Source organism: Winogradskyella aurantia (assembly GCF_002266855.1).
Lineage (GTDB): Bacteria > Bacteroidota > Bacteroidia > Flavobacteriales > Flavobacteriaceae > Winogradskyella > Winogradskyella aurantia.
In genome coordinates, this window is record NZ_NGJN01000001.1 from 417,665 (window position 1) to 433,264 (window position 15,600).

Below are 15,600 nucleotides of genomic sequence, written 5' to 3' on the forward strand. Positions count from 1 at the left end.
GGCTTTTTTACTTATACGCCCACTTCTTAAAATACTTTAAAGATTAAAGTTTATGCTGCCTGTAGTGTCCTTAATTGAAAGAAGAGGCTTGCGGAATCTTTCATCATTTTACAGGAAAAATTCCTTGGTCTATTCTTATTACCCTTTTACCTTTTCTTTAGTTTTACTTGGCAAGACATCAAACCCCATATTGTAAAGTGTAAACCCGAATATGTCTGCATATTGCTCTAAAGTTTTACTAACTGGGGTTCCAGCACCATGGCCAGCATCTGTTTCTATTCTAATAAGTGTAGGATTGTTCCCAGATTGCTTGGCTTGAAGTTCTGCAGCAAACTTAAAGCTATGGGCAGGTACAACCCTATCATCATGATCTCCTGTTGTGATTAAAGTTGCCGGATATTCAACGCCTTCCTTTACATTGTGAACAGGAGAGTAGCCTTTTAAATATTCAAACATTTCTTTGCTATCTTCTGCCGTACCGTAATCATAGGCCCAACCAGCACCAGCAGTAAAAGTGTGGTAACGCAACATGTCTAAAACACCTACGGCAGGGAGCGCTACTTTCATTAAATCGGGACGTTGTGTCATTGTAGCACCAACTAACAAGCCCCCATTAGAACCCCCTCTAATGGCCAAATAATCGGGGGAGGTGTAATTGTTTTCGATAAGATATTCTGCAGCTGCAATAAAGTCATCAAATACATTTTGCTTTTTCATTTGGGTTCCAGCGTCGTGCCAAGCTTTACCATATTCACCGCCACCTCTTATGTTTGGTACAGCATAAATACCACCTTGCTCCATCCAAACTGCATTGGCAATGCTAAACCGAGGTGTTTCGCTTACGTTAAAACCACCATATCCGTAAAGAATTGTCGGATTTTTACCGTTGAGCTCCAAACCTTTTTTGTGGGTGATTATCATAGGAACCTTAGTACCGTCTTTGGAGGCGTAGAACACTTGGTTGCTTTCGTAATCCTCTGGATTAAAATCTATGGCAGGTTTGCGAAATAATTCAGAGGTTCCACTTTCAATATCGTACTTATAAATACTTCCAGGTGTTACATAATTGGTAAAGGAATAATATAATTCAGATTCTTCTTTTTTGGCGCCAAAACCACCTGCCGAGCCAACTCCGGGTAATGCTACTTCACGAACGAGCTTACCGTTATAATCGTACTGCAACACTTTAGATACCGCATCTACCATATATTCAGCAAAGAAATAGCCGCCACCAGTTGATGGACTTAGCACATTCTCAGTTTCTGGGATAAAGTCTATCCAATTCTCTGGAGCAGGATTGGAGGCATCTACAGTAACAATTTTTTGGTTTGGGGCATTTAAATTGGTCATTATGAAGAGTTTTGTGCCTTCATTTTCTATAATATTGGAGTCACTATTAGTGTGGTCTAAAATGGTAACAAATTCTGAATTTGGCGTCGTTAAGTCTTTTATCAACAATTTGTTTCCAGAAGTTGAAACTCTTGGCGTAATAATTAAATAGCGGTCGTCTTCAGTAACACTACCATAGATATAACGGTGTTTTTCATCAGGCGTGCCACCGTAGATCAATTGGTCATCCGATTGTTTGGTACCTAGCTTGTGATAGTACACTTTGTGTTGATCTGTTTTTGCAGATAATTCACTTCCTTTTGGCTTGTCATAGCTTGAGTAATAGAAGCCCTCATTTTTGTACCAGGACATACCACTGAATTTGATATCTACCAGCGTGTCTTCAATTATCTCTTTGGATTCTACATCCATGACTAAAATTTTACGCCAATCGCTACCGCCCTCTGAAATAGAGTAGGCTAATATTTTGCCATTTTTTGAAAAACTAAGACCTCCTAAGGAAATTGTACCATCTTCCTTGAACGTGTTTGGGTCTAAAAAGACTTGGGCAGTTGAAGGGTCTTCACCTGTTTTGTAACGGTAAATAACGTATTGGTTTTGGAGTCCGTCATTTTTGCTATAATAGGTGTAATCCCCCTCTTTAAAAGGGGCTCCAATTTTTTCATAATTCCATAATTTCGACAGCCGAGTCTTTAGTTCTTCGCGATAAGGAATGTTGTTAAGATATCCAAAGGTTACTTCGTTTTGACTTTTTACCCAAGCTTCGGTAGCTTCACTTCGGTCATCCTCTAACCATCGATAAGGGTCTTCAACGTCAACGCCAAAATAGGTATCAACGGTATCTGTTTTTGTTGTTTCCGGGTAAGTCACAGCTATAGCTTTAGACGTTTCAGGTTCATTTTTGCAGGATACAAAAATACAAAGTGTAATGGCTAGCAAAAGTATTCTTTTCATGATAAGAAAATTTAGAAAAAAGTTGTTTCACAAGATAATAACTTAAAGTGTAGGTTATAAAATATATCACGAAAAATAATTTAAGATATCTGCAAGCACATGGGTTTATACAAAAAGGGATTAACATATTGAATCATACAGCTATTTGGATAGCAGCATGACAACTATGGCCAACTTAAATCAACCCTTTTGAAACGAGATATTCTGCAATTTGTACCGTATTTGTGGCGGCCCCTTTTCTTAAGTTGTCGCTTACAATCCAAAGGTTTAAACTATTTGGTTGAGACGTATCTCGGCGAATTCGTCCAACGAAAACCTCATCTTTACCATTGGCATAAATTGGCATGGGGTACATATTAACATCAAGATTGTCTTGCACAACAATACCATCAGTATTGCTCAAAAGTTTCCTGACTTCATTTAAATCAAAATCGTTTTCAAATTCTACATTAACAGATTCACTATGCCCACCAGCAGTTGGAATCCTCACCGCAGTGGCAGTTACAGCAATAGATGTATCGTCCAGAATTTTCTGGGTTTCTCGTACCAATTTCATTTCTTCCTTCGTGTAGCCATTTTCTTCAAACACATCACAGTGCGGTATGGCATTTTTGTGAATAGGGTATGGGTAGGCCATTTCACCTTTTTTACCAGCGATTTCATTTTCTAATTGTTCAACGGCTTTTACCCCAGTGCCAGAAACGGATTGATAGGTAGACACAACTATGCGCTTTATTTTATAGGCTTTGTGAAGGGGTGCTAACGCCATAACCATTTGTATGGTTGAGCAATTGGGATTGGCTATAATTTTATCTTCTTTAACGAGTTGGTGGGCGTTGATTTCTGGAACAACCAATTTTTTGTTTAAGTCCATCCTCCAAGCAGAAGAGTTGTCAATTACCGTTGTACCAACTTCCGCAAATTTAGGAGCCCATTCAAGTGAGGTTCCTCCGCCGGCTGAAAATAACGCAATATCAGGGCGTTCAGAAATGGCATCAGGGATACTAATAACTGTATAATCCTTACCTCTAAAAGAGATTGTTTTTCCTACCGAACGTTCTGATGCCACCACCAAAAGCTCATCAATTGAAAAATTGCGCTCCTCTAACACCTTTAGCATAACGCTGCCCACCAATCCTGTTGCACCAACTACGGCTATTTTCATAAGACCAAATTTAGAAGACAAAAGTAGATTTTTTAAATAATTTTTTTGGCATCACAAATGATAAAAAACTCCCAAAAACAGTAAATTATTAAGTGCACATAAAAAATAACCCAGACCAAGTGGTCTGGGTTTAATTAAACTAAAATGTAGTGTAGCGGTGTCGCTAATTTTTATTTTTTTAATAAGTCTCTAATTTCTGATAATAACTCTTCTTGTGTTGGACCAGCTGGTGGTTCCGGTGCGGGCTCTTCTTTTTTCTTCATTTTATTAACACCCTTAACGACCATGAACATAACAAAGGCTACAATAATAAAGTCAATAACATTTGTTAAAAAGGTACCATACTCTAGCCATACTTCACCTACCATTTCATTGGTATCGTTTAACGCACCATCTCTTAATTTATATCTAAGGGCTTTAAAATCTGAATTAAAAATCAAACCAACAAGGGGTGATACTATTCCTCCTGTGAATGCCGTTACAACTTCCTTAAAAGCAGCACCCATTACAAAACCTACTGCAATATCGACTAGATTGCCTTTCATTGCAAATTCTTTAAATTCTTTAAGCATAATCCGTTAGTGTTTTAATGGTTAATTGATGACTAAAATATAGAAAAAACTTAAATGTTAAAATTTTAATAAAAGTATTTAGCTAATGAAGCTGCGTTTCACACGTTGGGAAACCGCAGTAATAACCTCATAAGATATAGTATTAGCAGATTCCGCCAAATCACTGGCTCTGTGTGTGCCGTCGAAAATTATAACTTCGTCACCTTCTCTACATTCAATATTTGTGACATTGACCATTATCATATCCATACACACATTGCCAATAATTGGTGCTCTTTTGCCATTGATAATGACAAAGCCTTTTCCACGTCCATATTGTCGTGTTATGCCGTCGGCATGGCCTACAGGAATGGTTGCGGTCATTTCGTAGTCATTAGCTTGATAAGCACGGTTGTAGCCTACCGTTTCCTGCGGCTCTATTTTATGAATCTGTGAGATAATAGATTTTAATCGCGCAATAGGTATTAATACCTTGTCTTCCTTTACCGCATTCCCAAAGCCGTAAAGACCAATTCCGCAACGTACCATGTCTAGATGCGCTTCGGGATAATTTATCACACCTGACGTATTGCAAAGATGTAACCATGGCCTGTAACCCACTTTAGCTTCAAAGTTTTTGGCAATGGACTTAAAGTCGGAAATTTGTTGTGAGGTGAAAGTGCTCTCGTTTAAATCTTCACTTGCCGCAAGATGTGAAAAAATAGACTTCACAACGATAGCACTGGTAGATTCTAATTTTGAAATAATAGTATCTACACTACCTGGCCTAAAGCCAAGCCTGTTAAGCCCCGTATTAAACTTAATGTGAACAGGATATTTATTTTGCTTAGATGCTTCAGCGGTTTGTATAAATTCATCTAAAATTTTGGCACTATAAATACTAGGCTCTAAACACCAATCTATAATGGTTTTAAAATTTATAGGTTGCGGATGTAGAACCAAAATAGGGACAGTTATGCCGGCATCTCGTAAGAGAACACCTTCTTTGGCATAGGCGACGGCAAAGTAATCTACATTTAACGCTTCTAGTTGCTTTGCTACTGCTATAGAATCACTTCCGTAAGCAAAGGCCTTTACAACAGCTAGAAACTTAGTTTGGGGTTGTAGTTTTGATTTTAAGTAGTTGAAATTATGGGTTAAAGCCCTTAAATCAATCTCTAGGGTGGTTTCTTGGACTTTAGGCATCTCCTTTTTTTTCTTTCGAGTTGATTTCCTCTGCGTCATTGACTTTCATCTGCCTTATCTTGTCCCTAAGCATACTTTTGTAGAAGGCCGCTCTACTCAGCGGCTCATATTCTTCTACCTCACCCAGCAAAACCAGGTCGTCACTTTTTGATTTTCTATAGCTGTATTGCGCTAAATTTCCGGTTTTAGTGCAAATGGCATGGACCTTAGTCACATATTCTGCTGTTGCCATGAGATACGGCATCGGACCGAATGGGTTACCTTTAAAATCCATATCTAATCCGGCTACAATCACTCGAACACCCTTGTTTGCCAAATCATTACAAACGCGAACAATTTCATCATCGAAAAATTGAGCTTCGTCAATACCGACAACATCACAGCCATCTGCTAAAATGGGAATATTTGCTGCAGCAGGAACAGGCGTAGAGCGTATTTCATTTTCATCATGAGACACGACCATTTCATCATCGTACCTAACATCAACGGCTGGCTTAAATATCTCAACCTTTTGCCTAGCGAATTTGGCACGCTTTAATCGGCGAATTAATTCCTCAGTTTTACCGGAGAACATTGACCCACAAATTACCTCAATCCATCCAAATTGTTCTTTATGATTTACCGTATTTTCGAGAAACATTTCGTAAATTTAGCATTAAAACGTGGCGATTATTCGTTTGTATAAAGGTCAAGCAAATTTATTAAAAAACAAAAGCAATATAGATGAAAAAGAAATTAGAATCAGAATTAGTGAGCATTGCCCATAGGATTCTAAAACTTAAGGGGCGAGAGGATGTCGATAGAATGCATGAGGAAGTTTCTAAGCTGTATGAAAAGCTAACGGTTTTAAAATTTGCACAAGAAAATTTTGATGACAAAATGCCAACCATCGGCAATGATTCCTCATTTTTTGAAATGCTAGATACGGCATTCAACAATAAGGTCAGCGATAATATTGAAGTAGAAAACAAAGTGTATGTCAATGTGGACGACATAGAGGATGACGATATTATGGAGCCTGTTATGGAAAAGATTAAGGATATGGTTGCACAAATGCCTGAAGAGACCCAACAGGTAGACGTCATCTTAGAGAAAACCCTGCCAAAGGAAACAAAGACAAATGTTGAGTTTGAAAGTATAAACCCTGAGTATGGGAGCATTCCTGAATTTGAACCATTGGAAGAGGCTAAAAAGCGTGAAAGCGAAAAGGCAAAAACGTCCTTAAACGATAAATTAAAAGGAAAACAACTTCAGATTGGACTTAATGACAAACTTGCCTTTATAAAGCATTTGTTTGAAGGAAAACGGGAAGATTATGACCGTGTTGTTTCACAAATTAATACTGCCCCTAGTTTATCAGACGCCCAATCACTGATCAATCAAATGGTAAAGCCCGATTACAACAATTGGGAAGGAAAAGAAGATTATGAGCAGCGGTTTATGGAGATAGTTGAAGGTAAATTCAACTAAAAATGATTTACCTATTGCACCACATAGTTAGATTAATAGAACCCTATGCAGTATCCTGTTATTTACTCACCTCTTTTTTTAGATAAATATTGTAGAGACGAATGACTAAACTTTACCTAGTACCAACACCAATTGGAAACTTAAAGGACATGACGCTCAGAGCCATCGATGTTTTAAAAGAGGTAGATTTAATCTTGGCAGAAGACACTAGGACTTCCGGAAAGCTTTTAAAGCATTACAATATCTCTACACCGATGCAAAGCCACCATATGCACAATGAACATAGAACCATTAATGGGGTAATTGAAAAACTAAAATCTGGATTATCCGTTGCCCTAATCAGCGATGCTGGTACACCTGCGGTATCAGATCCAGGGTTTTTGTTGGTTCGTACCTGCGTAGATCACGGTATAGAAGTGGACTGTTTACCCGGAGCAACCGCTTTTGTTCCTGCACTAGTAAATAGTGGACTGCCAAATGATAAGTTTGTATTTGAAGGCTTTTTGCCCGTTAAAAAAGGACGCCAGACCAGATTATTGTTTTTAGCAGAGGAAACTCGAACCATAATTTTTTACGAAAGCCCACACAAATTATTGAAAACCTTGGGTCATTTCTGCGAGTATTTTGGAGAAGACCGACCCGTTTCAGTTTCTAGAGAACTTACTAAACTCTATGAAGAAACCACTCGTGGAACAGCCAAGGAAGTTTTAGAATATTACACTGATAAACCACCTAAAGGTGAGATTGTTATTGTGGTTGGTGGAAAGAAATGATTTGTTATTTGGAACCAATGTTAAGGATATAATTAATTTTCTTTTTTTGGAAGACCTACTTCACAATATCAGGCAATGTACCATCTGCAAATTACAGTTGCCTTTAGGACCAAGACCTGTGCTGAGAGCTCATGTAAATTCTAAAATTTTAATTATAGGACAAGCCCCAGGAACTAAAGTTCATGAATCTGGGATTCCTTGGGATGACCAAAGTGGTATAAAGTTAAGACAATGGCTTAATGTCACAGAAGCACAATTCTACGACATGCAACACTTTGCCATTATCCCGATGGGTTTTTGTTACCCAGGAAAGGGAAAAACAGGGGATTTACCCCCTAGACCGGAATGTGCACCACAATGGCATCAATCATTATTAGATAAAATGCCTAATGTGGCATTGACTATTTTAATTGGTGCTTATGCGCAGAAGTATTATTTAAGAGATAAAGCGAAACGAACGTTGACAGAAACTGTTGGTGACTACGAGACCTACTTACCCTACTACTTTCCAATTCCACATCCCTCACCAACCAATCGATTTTGGAGAAGCAAGAACCCTTGGTTTGAAGAGTTCGTTGTACCAAATCTTCAGAAGGTTATAAGGGAAATTATATAATAAAATCACCTTTGAACAAACCAGGAATAGGGTTGGTTTTTTTCTGTCAGGAGAATTACAAACTAATATTGTGATCCATCATGTTTACCAACTTCAAAACCGTGCTTTCTTAAAAATTGATTTCCACTTTCAATAGCACCCTCTTCCATTGTGGTTCCCATGGAATCGTTCCAACGGTTAAGGTAACCAAAAAGTGATATCACGCCTAGCATTTCCACTATTTCACCTTCATTCCAATGTTTGTATAAGCGATTTTTTATATCTGCATTAACAGCATTAGGGATTTGACTTGCAGCTAAGCTAAAATCTAAGGCAGCACGTTCTGCCTCAGAAAATGCAGAATGCGTTCTGTAATCCCAGATATTCTCTAATTGCTCCTGTTCAGCACCATAACGTTCAGCTGCTCTTATGGCATGGGCTTGGCAATATCTGCATCCTGTGGCGTTGCTACTTACCCAAGCAATCATGCGCTTTAATGCAGATGTTACGCGACCTTCATTCGCCATTACGGCTTTGTTTAAGTTAATAAAGGCCTTAGAGATAGCTGGCCTGCGTTGCATGGTTAATACCGAATTTGGACAAAACCCAAGGGTTTCATTAAAAAATATTGCCAGTTCTTTAGTTTCTAAATCATGGTCTGCAGACAATGGAGTTACTAATGCCATAGTTATTTTTTTAATAGTATTTTTGAGAGAACAAGATAGTATTTCTAACACGTAAACTAAAAAATATGTCACATAAAGTCACAACGCATTGGAAAGGTGGTCTAACCTTTGAATCGGATAATCCTAGTGGTAAAACCGTAGTCATGGACACAAACATTGAGGGACAGGAAGAACGTTTTGGGTTGTCACCAAAGGCCATGATGTTATCATCTTTAGCCGGTTGCTCAGGCCTTGATGTTATTTCTATTTTGGATAAAATGAAAGTTGAAATAGACGATTTTAAAATAGAAATTTCGGCAGAATTGACGGATGAGCATCCTAAATATTACCACTCAGTTAGTGTTGATTATCATTTCTATGGCCAGGATTTGAATAAAGAAAAAATTGAAAGAGCAGTTCAGCTTTCGGTTGAAAAATACTGCGGCGTGATGGAAATGTTTAGACGTTTTGCAGATGTAAAAACAACTGTTCAATATCATATTATGACCAATCTACAATAGATAGTATAGTGTTATGCGCTGGACATTAAAGCCAAAACCCGAACCTTCTAAAGTTGAAGAACTAAAAAAGGAACTTCAGGTCGATGATATTGTAGCGACATTATTGTTGCAAAGAGGTATCGATTCGTATGAAGCTGCAAAAACCTTTTTCAGGCCAAGTTTTGAAGATTTACACAATCCGTTCTTAATGAAAGACATGGATAAAGCCGTGGAACGCATTGAATCTGCGATACTTCAAAACGAGAATATTTTGGTTTATGGCGATTACGATGTAGATGGCACCACCTCAGTAGCGTTAATGTCCACATATTTAAAAACTAGAACAGATACCGTTGCCACATATATTCCTGACCGTTATGATGAAGGCTATGGGATATCTTTTAAGGGTATTGACTTCGCATATGATAATGACATTTCGTTGATTATTGCTTTAGACTGTGGCATAAAGGCTATAGATAAAGTCGCTTATGCTAAGAAAAAAGACATTGACTTTATTATTTGCGACCACCATAGACCTGGTGATAATATTCCAGAAGCCGTTGCTGTTTTAGATCCTAAACGCAGTGATTGTGATTATCCATTTAAAGAACTCTGCGGCTGCGGGGTGGGCTTTAAACTAATTACGGCTTTGGCCATTAACCAGGGCCAAACCGTAGAAGACTTAACAGCATATCTCGATTTAGTGGCGACGGCTATTGGAGCGGATATTGTACCTATAGTAGGTGAAAATAGAGCCTTGGCCTATTTTGGTCTTCAGGTCATTAACACTAATCCACGGCCAGGTATGAAAGCCATTATTGCTGAGGTAAAAAAAGAGGAATTAACCATTACCGACGTGGTTTTTATCATTGCGCCGCGTATTAATGCTGCTGGCAGAATGAAACACGGTAACCATGCTGTGACACTTTTAACCGAAACGGATTTTAATTTGGCGGTACAGTACGCTGTAGATATTGATCAGTTTAATACTGATCGTCGTGAAACAGATCAGCGCATAACGGAAGAAGCCTTAATTCAGATAGAAGAAAATAAAGAAGAAGACCGTTTTACCACAGTTGTTTACAATGAAGTTTGGCACAAAGGTGTAATCGGTATAGTAGCCTCGCGTTTAATCGAGACCTACTATAGGCCAACATTGGTGTTTACTAGAAGTGGCGATAAATTAGCGGCTTCAGCACGATCTGTTAAAGGCTTCGATGTATATAATGCATTAGAGGCTTGTAGTGAATTTATCGAACAGTTTGGAGGCCATAAATATGCGGCGGGTTTAACCTTGTTACCAGAAAACTACGAGGCTTTCAAAGCAAAATTTGAAACTGTGGTAAAGCAAACCATAGACCCTAAACTTTTAACTCCAGAGATAAGGGTGGATATGAACATAAGTCTTAATCACATTAATGATAAATTATACCGAATCATTAAACAGTTTGCACCATTCGGGCCCGGTAATATGACACCGGTTTTTATGACCCAAGATATTCGAGACACGGGCTGGGGAAAATGTGTAGGTGAGGATGATAAACATATTCGCTTTACTGCTACACAATCACCCAATGATAAATTAGTCTGTATAGGTTTTGGGTTAGGAGATAAAATAGACCTAATTAAAAAACAACAGTCATTTAGCGCAGTATATACTATAGATGAAAATCATTGGAATGGAAATACTACATTGCAGTTAAAACTAAAAGATATTAAAGCCTAAACTTATTGTATAAAAACGACCCATACGCAGCACTTCGAATTAAAGAATTCAATATATTTTTGCTGGTAAGATTTGCATTGGTCTTCGGTTGGTCCATGCAGTTTGTAGTCATAGAGTGGCAAGTGTATGCCTTAACTCAAGACCCTTTAGCTTTAGGAATTATTGGTCTCTGTGAATTTCTACCAGCTTTTTTTCTCGCGCCTTTTGCTGGTCATATCGTTGATAAAAAGGAAAAGCGAAATTTATTTACACTTTGCATTGCCTTGTTCTCATTAATAAGTTTCGGATTATTTTGGTTAAGCTCAGAACGTATTGAATCCTTGTGGGAAACCACAACTATTTTATACGGCATTTATGGATTGGTGTTTTTTGGAGGCGTCTTAAGAGCCTTTTTTGGGCCCACAATATTTTCACTTATTGCACTGCTGGTGCCTAAAAGAATATATCCCAATGCTGCCACATGGAGCAGTAGCACTTGGAAGGGAGCGAATGTTTTTGGCGCCTTGTGTGGTGGATTTTTAATTGCATGGATTGGGGTCCACTATACCCTTGGTATTATTTTTTTCTTGGTAGTACTGTCATTCGTTTTCGTGTTACAAATAAGCAAAAAACCTATTTTGAATCAAGGGTCTAATGAGTCCGTGAAGGAAAGTCTCAAAGCAGGGCTCCGGTTTGTGTTCAATGATAAAGTCATTTTAGGTGCATTGACCTTAGATATGATTGCTGTATTGTTTGGTGGTGCTGTAGCTATTTTTGCCGTTTTTGCCAAAGATGTTTTAAATGCCGGACCAGAAGGATTTGGACTATTAAACGCAGCATTGTCTTCTGGCAGTATCCTAACCATGTTGGCCACGACTTACATACCAATTACAAAAAGTACTGGAAAGAAATTACTGGTCTCCGTTTTTGGGTTTGGGCTATGTATGATTGTTTTTGGTGCTTCAAAATTATTATGGCTCAGTGTGGTGATGCTGTTCCTATCTGGTGTTTTTGATGGCATCTCAATGGTAGTGCGACAAACGATTCTTCAAATAAAAACACCAGACGCTATGAGAGGACGTGTTGGAGCAGTTAATTCCATGTTTGTGGGATCTTCTAATGAACTCGGGGCTCTGGAAAGTGGTATAGCGGCACGGATTTTTGGTGCACCATTGGCTGTAGTGCTCGGTGGCACCGTAACACTAATTATTGTGGCAATAATTGGCGTTAAAAATCAACCGCTAAGAGAACTGGATTTGCGTAAAGATATCGATGAGCATTACGAAGAGACTAAGGCTCAATAATTTTTCAATTCAAAGGTTTCACCATCAAAAACCCCATAAGTAAAATACTGAATCCAATCGCCTAAATTGATGTATTTTGACTTTGGATTAAGCTGTATTTCTAGAGGCAAATGTCTGTGGCCAAACACAAAGTAATCACGATGTTTTTCCTCTAATTTTTTCCGACTGTAAACCGCTAACCATTCCTTGTCTTCACCCAAAAAAGTAGCGTCATCATCTCCGGAGATCAATTTATTCTTTACCGAAAAGTACTGGGCAATACGCATCCCAATATCAGGGTGACCCCATCGAAATAACCATTTAAAAAAAGGACTTATAAAGACTTTTTTCATGCGCTTATACCCTTTGTCACCGGGGCCTAAACCATCGCCATGGCCAATAAAAAAAGAAGTCTTTCCCAATGTAAACTCCATAGGGTTATGGTAAACGGGAATCCCTAGCTCTTCCTCAAAATACCCATTCATCCATAAATCATGGTTGCCCACAAAATAGTGAATAGGGATACCAGAGTCGCTTATCTCTGCGAGTTTACCTAAGGTTCTAGTAAATCCTTTTGGGATTACCGTTTTATATTCAAACCAAAAATCGAACAGATCACCGAGTAAAAAAATAGCTGCGGCGTCTTCCTTTACCTCGTCTAACCAAGCCACGAACTTTTTTTCTCTCGGTAAAGAGCTTTCGCAATCGGGTGCACCCAAGTGATTATCTGATGCGAAATAGATTTTCTTACCTTTTGGAATGGATATGTGATGATTGCTATTCATTGTCCGAAGCAAACCACTCTGCAAAACTTGTGGCGGTTTCTTGAAGCTTTAAGGAATGAAGTTTTATGTTTTTTGGCAGTCTCTTCTTAATCTTTACGGCGAAGTCTATTACCATCATTTCACTTGTCGGTTGATAGTCTACCAATAATACGTTATGCCCTCTGTTTTCTAATTCTTTGGCCAATTCTATATGAGGTGTGTTTTTATTGAATACGGTAGCATGGTCAAACACGTCTACAATCTCTTCCTTCACAATTTTTTTTAAATCCCCAAAATCAATCACCATTCCAAATTTTACGTGGGTACTATCAGAAATAGGAATACCTATTACAGTGACGTCTAAGCGGTAGCTGTGGCCATGCACATTTTTGCACTTACCGTCGTAGCCATAAAGAGCATGACCCGTTTCAAAAGAAAATTGTTTTGTAATTCGAATTTGACTCATTAGGGTTTGCGATTACGATTAACAAAATAGATAACTATCAAGGCAATGGCCAAGATTAAAAACAGATAATTCCCCATGTTTAGTCTTCTTTATATCGATTCTTATTATATCTATAAATTAAATAGGCGAACGCCACTAAGATGACAAAGGGTAAAAGCATTCCAATAAACACACCGACACCATAGCTGCTATCAGGGGCCTCTTTGAGTTTCTGATCAATATCAACCTCTTGTAATATGTAAATTATAGCTGTCAAAGAGAAAAAATGCCTTTCTATCTTGGCTCAAATTTAAGTGTTTTGCGCTAGTGATTTAAATGTTTTCCTGAATTTTATAATTAGAGGGAGCCCTCTCGCTATTATCCAAAGTGTAAAGGCTATGAAAATCCCATAAAGTTTAAAACCCAATGCATCGCATACTAAAATAACTGGGATAAAGACCAATAGCGTTGAAAATAACAAGACATTTCTTAAGAATTGCATACGTCCAAGACCTTTAAAAACACCATCAAAAATAAAGGCTAAGGCACAAAGAGGCTGCATAGCAATTACTAACCAAAAGATTTCGTAAAACTCAGTCAATACCTGCTGGTCGTTGGTAAATAAACGACCGATGGGGTAATACAATAAACCACCTATTATAGCGATAACTGAACCAACTAGAATTCCGTACTTAATAAGTTTGTTACTTAATTCGATTAAAGTATTGTAAGCTTTAGCACCCAAGAGTTTACCAGATAGAATGTTACCAGCACTGGCATAACCATCAATTAAAAAAGCCCCTAGAAACCATAGATTAATAGCAATAGTGTAAGCTGCTATATAAACCGAACCATATTTTGTAGCGAAGCTTGTGCCGAAATATAGAGCGATATTTAGGGCAATGGTTCTAATAAATAAGTTTATAATCATTAAGGCGAAGCGCTTAATCTCCGGATTAAAAGGAAGTTTAATAAGAAGTGGAATATCAGTTTTTTTTAGCATATAATAAGCTGAAAGGGCTGCCATAATCAATTGTGCAATAACACTTGCATAAGCCGCACCTTCAATGTGCATGGCAGGGACATAACCTTCAACACCATAAACCAAAATAATATCGAGAATGATATTTGCCACGGCACCAGTTATAGCAATCAACATAGGATGGAAGGTATTCTGGAGTCCTCTAAAGGTGCCAAAAACGGCAATGGTAAAAAGGGTAAACGGAAATCCAAAGACCCTAATCTGATAGTAGGTAATACTATAATTTAAAATGGTTTCAGACGCATTGTAAAGCTTAAAAATTTCAGAAGCAAAGGGATAAGTCACTAAAATGATAATTACGCTTAAGGAGGTAATCAAAAACATAGCTTGGGCTGGTAGATTTTTAACCGCCTCTAAATTCTCAGCCCCGAGATATTGCGATACAATAGACGAAATAGCACTTCGGGTTTGGCCTAAAACCCAAATAAGCATAGAGAGAAAAGTCGTTACAATACCAACTGCTGCCAGGGATTCTGTGGCATTGTAATCCATATTACCAATAATGGCAGCATCTGTTAGAGATAGTATGGGCTCTGACACTCCTGCAATTAAAGCTGGAATAGCAAGTTGATTTATTCGTTTTAATGAGATTTCTGCGCTCAAAGGACTAATTCATAACAGTGAAAGGGATATTTGCTTTGCTTATGAAAGTAAATATCACCTAATCGTTTATAACCGCGAAGTTCGTAAAACTTTTGGTTTCTTACATTCTGCGAGAAGGTGTCTAATCGAATAGAACAATAACCATTTTCTATAGCATGTATCTCTGCGAATTCCATAAGTTTTTGAGCATTACCTTTACCTTGATATTTTGGATGAACGCATAAGCGATGAATATATATGTTATTTTTATTTTTTGTTAGCCATTCTATAGGAATATATTCATCATCTATTAAGGTAGATATAACGACACATCCAATTACCAGTCTATTTAATTCTAGGACGTAAAGCTCATTCCGTTTTATATCTTGTTCAAAAGTAGAAATATTCGGATAGTAGTCATTCCATTGATAAATTCCTTTCTCTATCATAGATTTTGCACAGGCTCTTGTTGTGGCCATAATAGAGTCTAGGTCTTTTTCTTGTCCAGTGCGTATCATTATTATATGTACTTTTGTTTCAAATTTAACAG

The 15,600-nt window shown here is 37.9% G+C and carries 17 protein-coding genes; 6 read left to right on the forward strand and 11 right to left on the reverse strand.

Features of this window, described 5'->3' with window-relative positions; all coding sequences use genetic code 11:
• Positions 1–138: 138 nt before the first annotated feature.
• The 5 genes from CA834_RS01955 to CA834_RS01975 all read right to left on the reverse strand — a co-directional run bounded on the left by CA834_RS01955 (position 139) and on the right by CA834_RS01975 (position 5,866).
• Entirely contained in the window at positions 139–2,304 is a 2,166-nt protein-coding gene (locus tag CA834_RS01955) for a prolyl oligopeptidase family serine peptidase (protein WP_094966978.1), read from the reverse strand.
• A gap of 175 nt (positions 2,305–2,479) precedes the next feature.
• Positions 2,480–3,469 carry an aspartate-semialdehyde dehydrogenase gene (locus CA834_RS01960; protein WP_094966979.1) on the reverse strand — a complete coding sequence of 330 codons (990 nt, stop codon included), beginning with the start codon at positions 3,467–3,469 and terminating at the stop codon, positions 2,480–2,482.
• A gap of 170 nt (positions 3,470–3,639) precedes the next feature.
• Complete coding sequence (gene mscL, locus CA834_RS01965) at positions 3,640–4,041, reverse strand: large-conductance mechanosensitive channel protein MscL (protein ID WP_094966980.1); 402 nt, start codon at positions 4,039–4,041, stop codon at positions 3,640–3,642.
• A gap of 78 nt (positions 4,042–4,119) precedes the next feature.
• Positions 4,120–5,226, reverse strand: coding sequence for an alanine racemase (alr, locus tag CA834_RS01970; RefSeq protein WP_094966981.1), 1,107 nt, complete (start codon positions 5,224–5,226; stop codon positions 4,120–4,122).
• The gene (locus CA834_RS01975; protein WP_094966982.1) at positions 5,219–5,866 is read right to left on the reverse strand and encodes a thymidine kinase; all 648 of its coding nucleotides are present in this window, start codon (positions 5,864–5,866) and stop codon (positions 5,219–5,221) included. Before CA834_RS01975 ends, alr begins: the two co-directional genes overlap by 8 nt.
• Positions 5,867–5,949: 83 nt before the next feature.
• On the opposite strand from CA834_RS01975, the gene CA834_RS01980 reads away from it, so the two are divergent.
• The 3 genes from CA834_RS01980 (at position 5,950) to CA834_RS01990 (ending at position 8,085) form a co-directional block, all read left to right on the forward strand.
• On the forward strand, positions 5,950–6,696 hold the full coding sequence (locus CA834_RS01980) for a hypothetical protein (RefSeq protein WP_094966983.1): 747 nt from the start codon (positions 5,950–5,952) through the stop codon (positions 6,694–6,696).
• 101 nt (positions 6,697–6,797) lie between these two features.
• Positions 6,798–7,469, forward strand: coding sequence for a 16S rRNA (cytidine(1402)-2'-O)-methyltransferase (gene rsmI / locus CA834_RS01985; protein WP_094966984.1), 672 nt, complete (start codon positions 6,798–6,800; stop codon positions 7,467–7,469).
• Between the two features lie 46 nt (positions 7,470–7,515).
• On the forward strand, positions 7,516–8,085 hold the full coding sequence (locus CA834_RS01990; RefSeq protein ID WP_094967237.1) for a uracil-DNA glycosylase family protein: 570 nt from the start codon (positions 7,516–7,518) through the stop codon (positions 8,083–8,085).
• Positions 8,086–8,147: 62 nt separating this feature from the next.
• Here the strand turns inward: CA834_RS01990 and CA834_RS01995 are convergent, their stop codons facing one another.
• Positions 8,148–8,750 (reverse strand): carboxymuconolactone decarboxylase family protein, encoded by a 603-nt coding sequence (locus CA834_RS01995; protein ID WP_094966985.1) that lies wholly within the window; start codon positions 8,748–8,750, stop codon positions 8,148–8,150.
• Between the two features lie 65 nt (positions 8,751–8,815).
• Between CA834_RS01995 and CA834_RS02000 the strand changes: the two genes are divergently transcribed.
• From CA834_RS02000 to CA834_RS02010, 3 genes are read left to right on the forward strand one after another with little or no spacing between them, the layout of a single operon-like run.
• Complete coding sequence (locus CA834_RS02000) at positions 8,816–9,250, forward strand: OsmC family protein (RefSeq protein WP_094966986.1); 435 nt, start codon at positions 8,816–8,818, stop codon at positions 9,248–9,250.
• A 13-nt stretch (positions 9,251–9,263) separates the two neighbouring features.
• Entirely contained in the window at positions 9,264–10,955 is a 1,692-nt protein-coding gene (gene recJ / locus CA834_RS02005; protein ID WP_094966987.1) for a single-stranded-DNA-specific exonuclease RecJ, read from the forward strand.
• A 5-nt stretch (positions 10,956–10,960) separates the two neighbouring features.
• The gene (locus tag CA834_RS02010; RefSeq protein ID WP_094966988.1) at positions 10,961–12,238 is read left to right on the forward strand and encodes an MFS transporter; all 1,278 of its coding nucleotides are present in this window, start codon (positions 10,961–10,963) and stop codon (positions 12,236–12,238) included.
• Here the strand turns inward: CA834_RS02010 and CA834_RS02015 are convergent.
• The 5 genes from CA834_RS02015 to CA834_RS02030 all read right to left on the reverse strand — a co-directional run bounded on the left by CA834_RS02015 (position 12,232) and on the right by CA834_RS02030 (position 15,568).
• Entirely contained in the window at positions 12,232–13,002 is a 771-nt protein-coding gene (locus tag CA834_RS02015; protein WP_240507401.1) for a UDP-2,3-diacylglucosamine diphosphatase, read from the reverse strand. The two genes, CA834_RS02010 and CA834_RS02015, sit on opposite strands and share 7 nt — an antisense overlap.
• Positions 12,995–13,447, reverse strand: coding sequence for a 6-pyruvoyl trahydropterin synthase family protein (locus tag CA834_RS02020; protein ID WP_094966989.1), 453 nt, complete (start codon positions 13,445–13,447; stop codon positions 12,995–12,997). Before CA834_RS02020 ends, CA834_RS02015 begins: the two co-directional genes overlap by 8 nt.
• Positions 13,448–13,526: 79 nt before the next feature.
• Complete coding sequence (locus tag CA834_RS14610; RefSeq protein ID WP_165764738.1) at positions 13,527–13,703, reverse strand: hypothetical protein; 177 nt, start codon at positions 13,701–13,703, stop codon at positions 13,527–13,529.
• Between the two features lie 33 nt (positions 13,704–13,736).
• Positions 13,737–15,071, reverse strand: coding sequence for an MATE family efflux transporter (locus CA834_RS02025; protein ID WP_094966990.1), 1,335 nt, complete (start codon positions 15,069–15,071; stop codon positions 13,737–13,739).
• Positions 15,068–15,568, reverse strand: coding sequence for a GNAT family N-acetyltransferase (locus tag CA834_RS02030; RefSeq protein WP_094966991.1), 501 nt, complete (start codon positions 15,566–15,568; stop codon positions 15,068–15,070). Before CA834_RS02030 ends, CA834_RS02025 begins: the two co-directional genes overlap by 4 nt.
• Positions 15,569–15,600 lie beyond the last annotated feature (32 nt).

Bases quoted from the DNA above. Each gene is read 5' to 3' on its own strand.
- CA834_RS01955 (WP_094966978.1), bottom strand. From the start codon at position 2,304: ATGAAAAGAATACTTTTGCTAGCCATTACACTTTGTATTTTTGTATCC.
- CA834_RS01960 (WP_094966979.1), bottom strand. From the start codon at position 3,469: ATGAAAATAGCCGTAGTTGGTGCAACAGGATTGGTGGGCAGCGTTATG.
- mscL (WP_094966980.1), bottom strand. From the start codon at position 4,041: ATGCTTAAAGAATTTAAAGAATTTGCAATGAAAGGCAATCTAGTCGAT.
- alr (WP_094966981.1), bottom strand. From the start codon at position 5,226: ATGCCTAAAGTCCAAGAAACCACCCTAGAGATTGATTTAAGGGCTTTA.
- CA834_RS01975 (WP_094966982.1), bottom strand. From the start codon at position 5,866: ATGTTTCTCGAAAATACGGTAAATCATAAAGAACAATTTGGATGGATT.
- CA834_RS01980 (WP_094966983.1), top strand. From the start codon at position 5,950: ATGAAAAAGAAATTAGAATCAGAATTAGTGAGCATTGCCCATAGGATT.
- rsmI (WP_094966984.1), top strand. From the start codon at position 6,798: ATGACTAAACTTTACCTAGTACCAACACCAATTGGAAACTTAAAGGAC.
- CA834_RS01995 (WP_094966985.1), bottom strand. From the start codon at position 8,750: ATGGCATTAGTAACTCCATTGTCTGCAGACCATGATTTAGAAACTAAA.
- CA834_RS02000 (WP_094966986.1), top strand. From the start codon at position 8,816: ATGTCACATAAAGTCACAACGCATTGGAAAGGTGGTCTAACCTTTGAA.
- recJ (WP_094966987.1), top strand. From the start codon at position 9,264: ATGCGCTGGACATTAAAGCCAAAACCCGAACCTTCTAAAGTTGAAGAA.
- CA834_RS02015 (WP_240507401.1), bottom strand. From the start codon at position 13,002: ATGAATAGCAATCATCACATATCCATTCCAAAAGGTAAGAAAATCTAT.
- CA834_RS02020 (WP_094966989.1), bottom strand. From the start codon at position 13,447: ATGAGTCAAATTCGAATTACAAAACAATTTTCTTTTGAAACGGGTCAT.
- CA834_RS02030 (WP_094966991.1), bottom strand. From the start codon at position 15,568: ATGATACGCACTGGACAAGAAAAAGACCTAGACTCTATTATGGCCACA.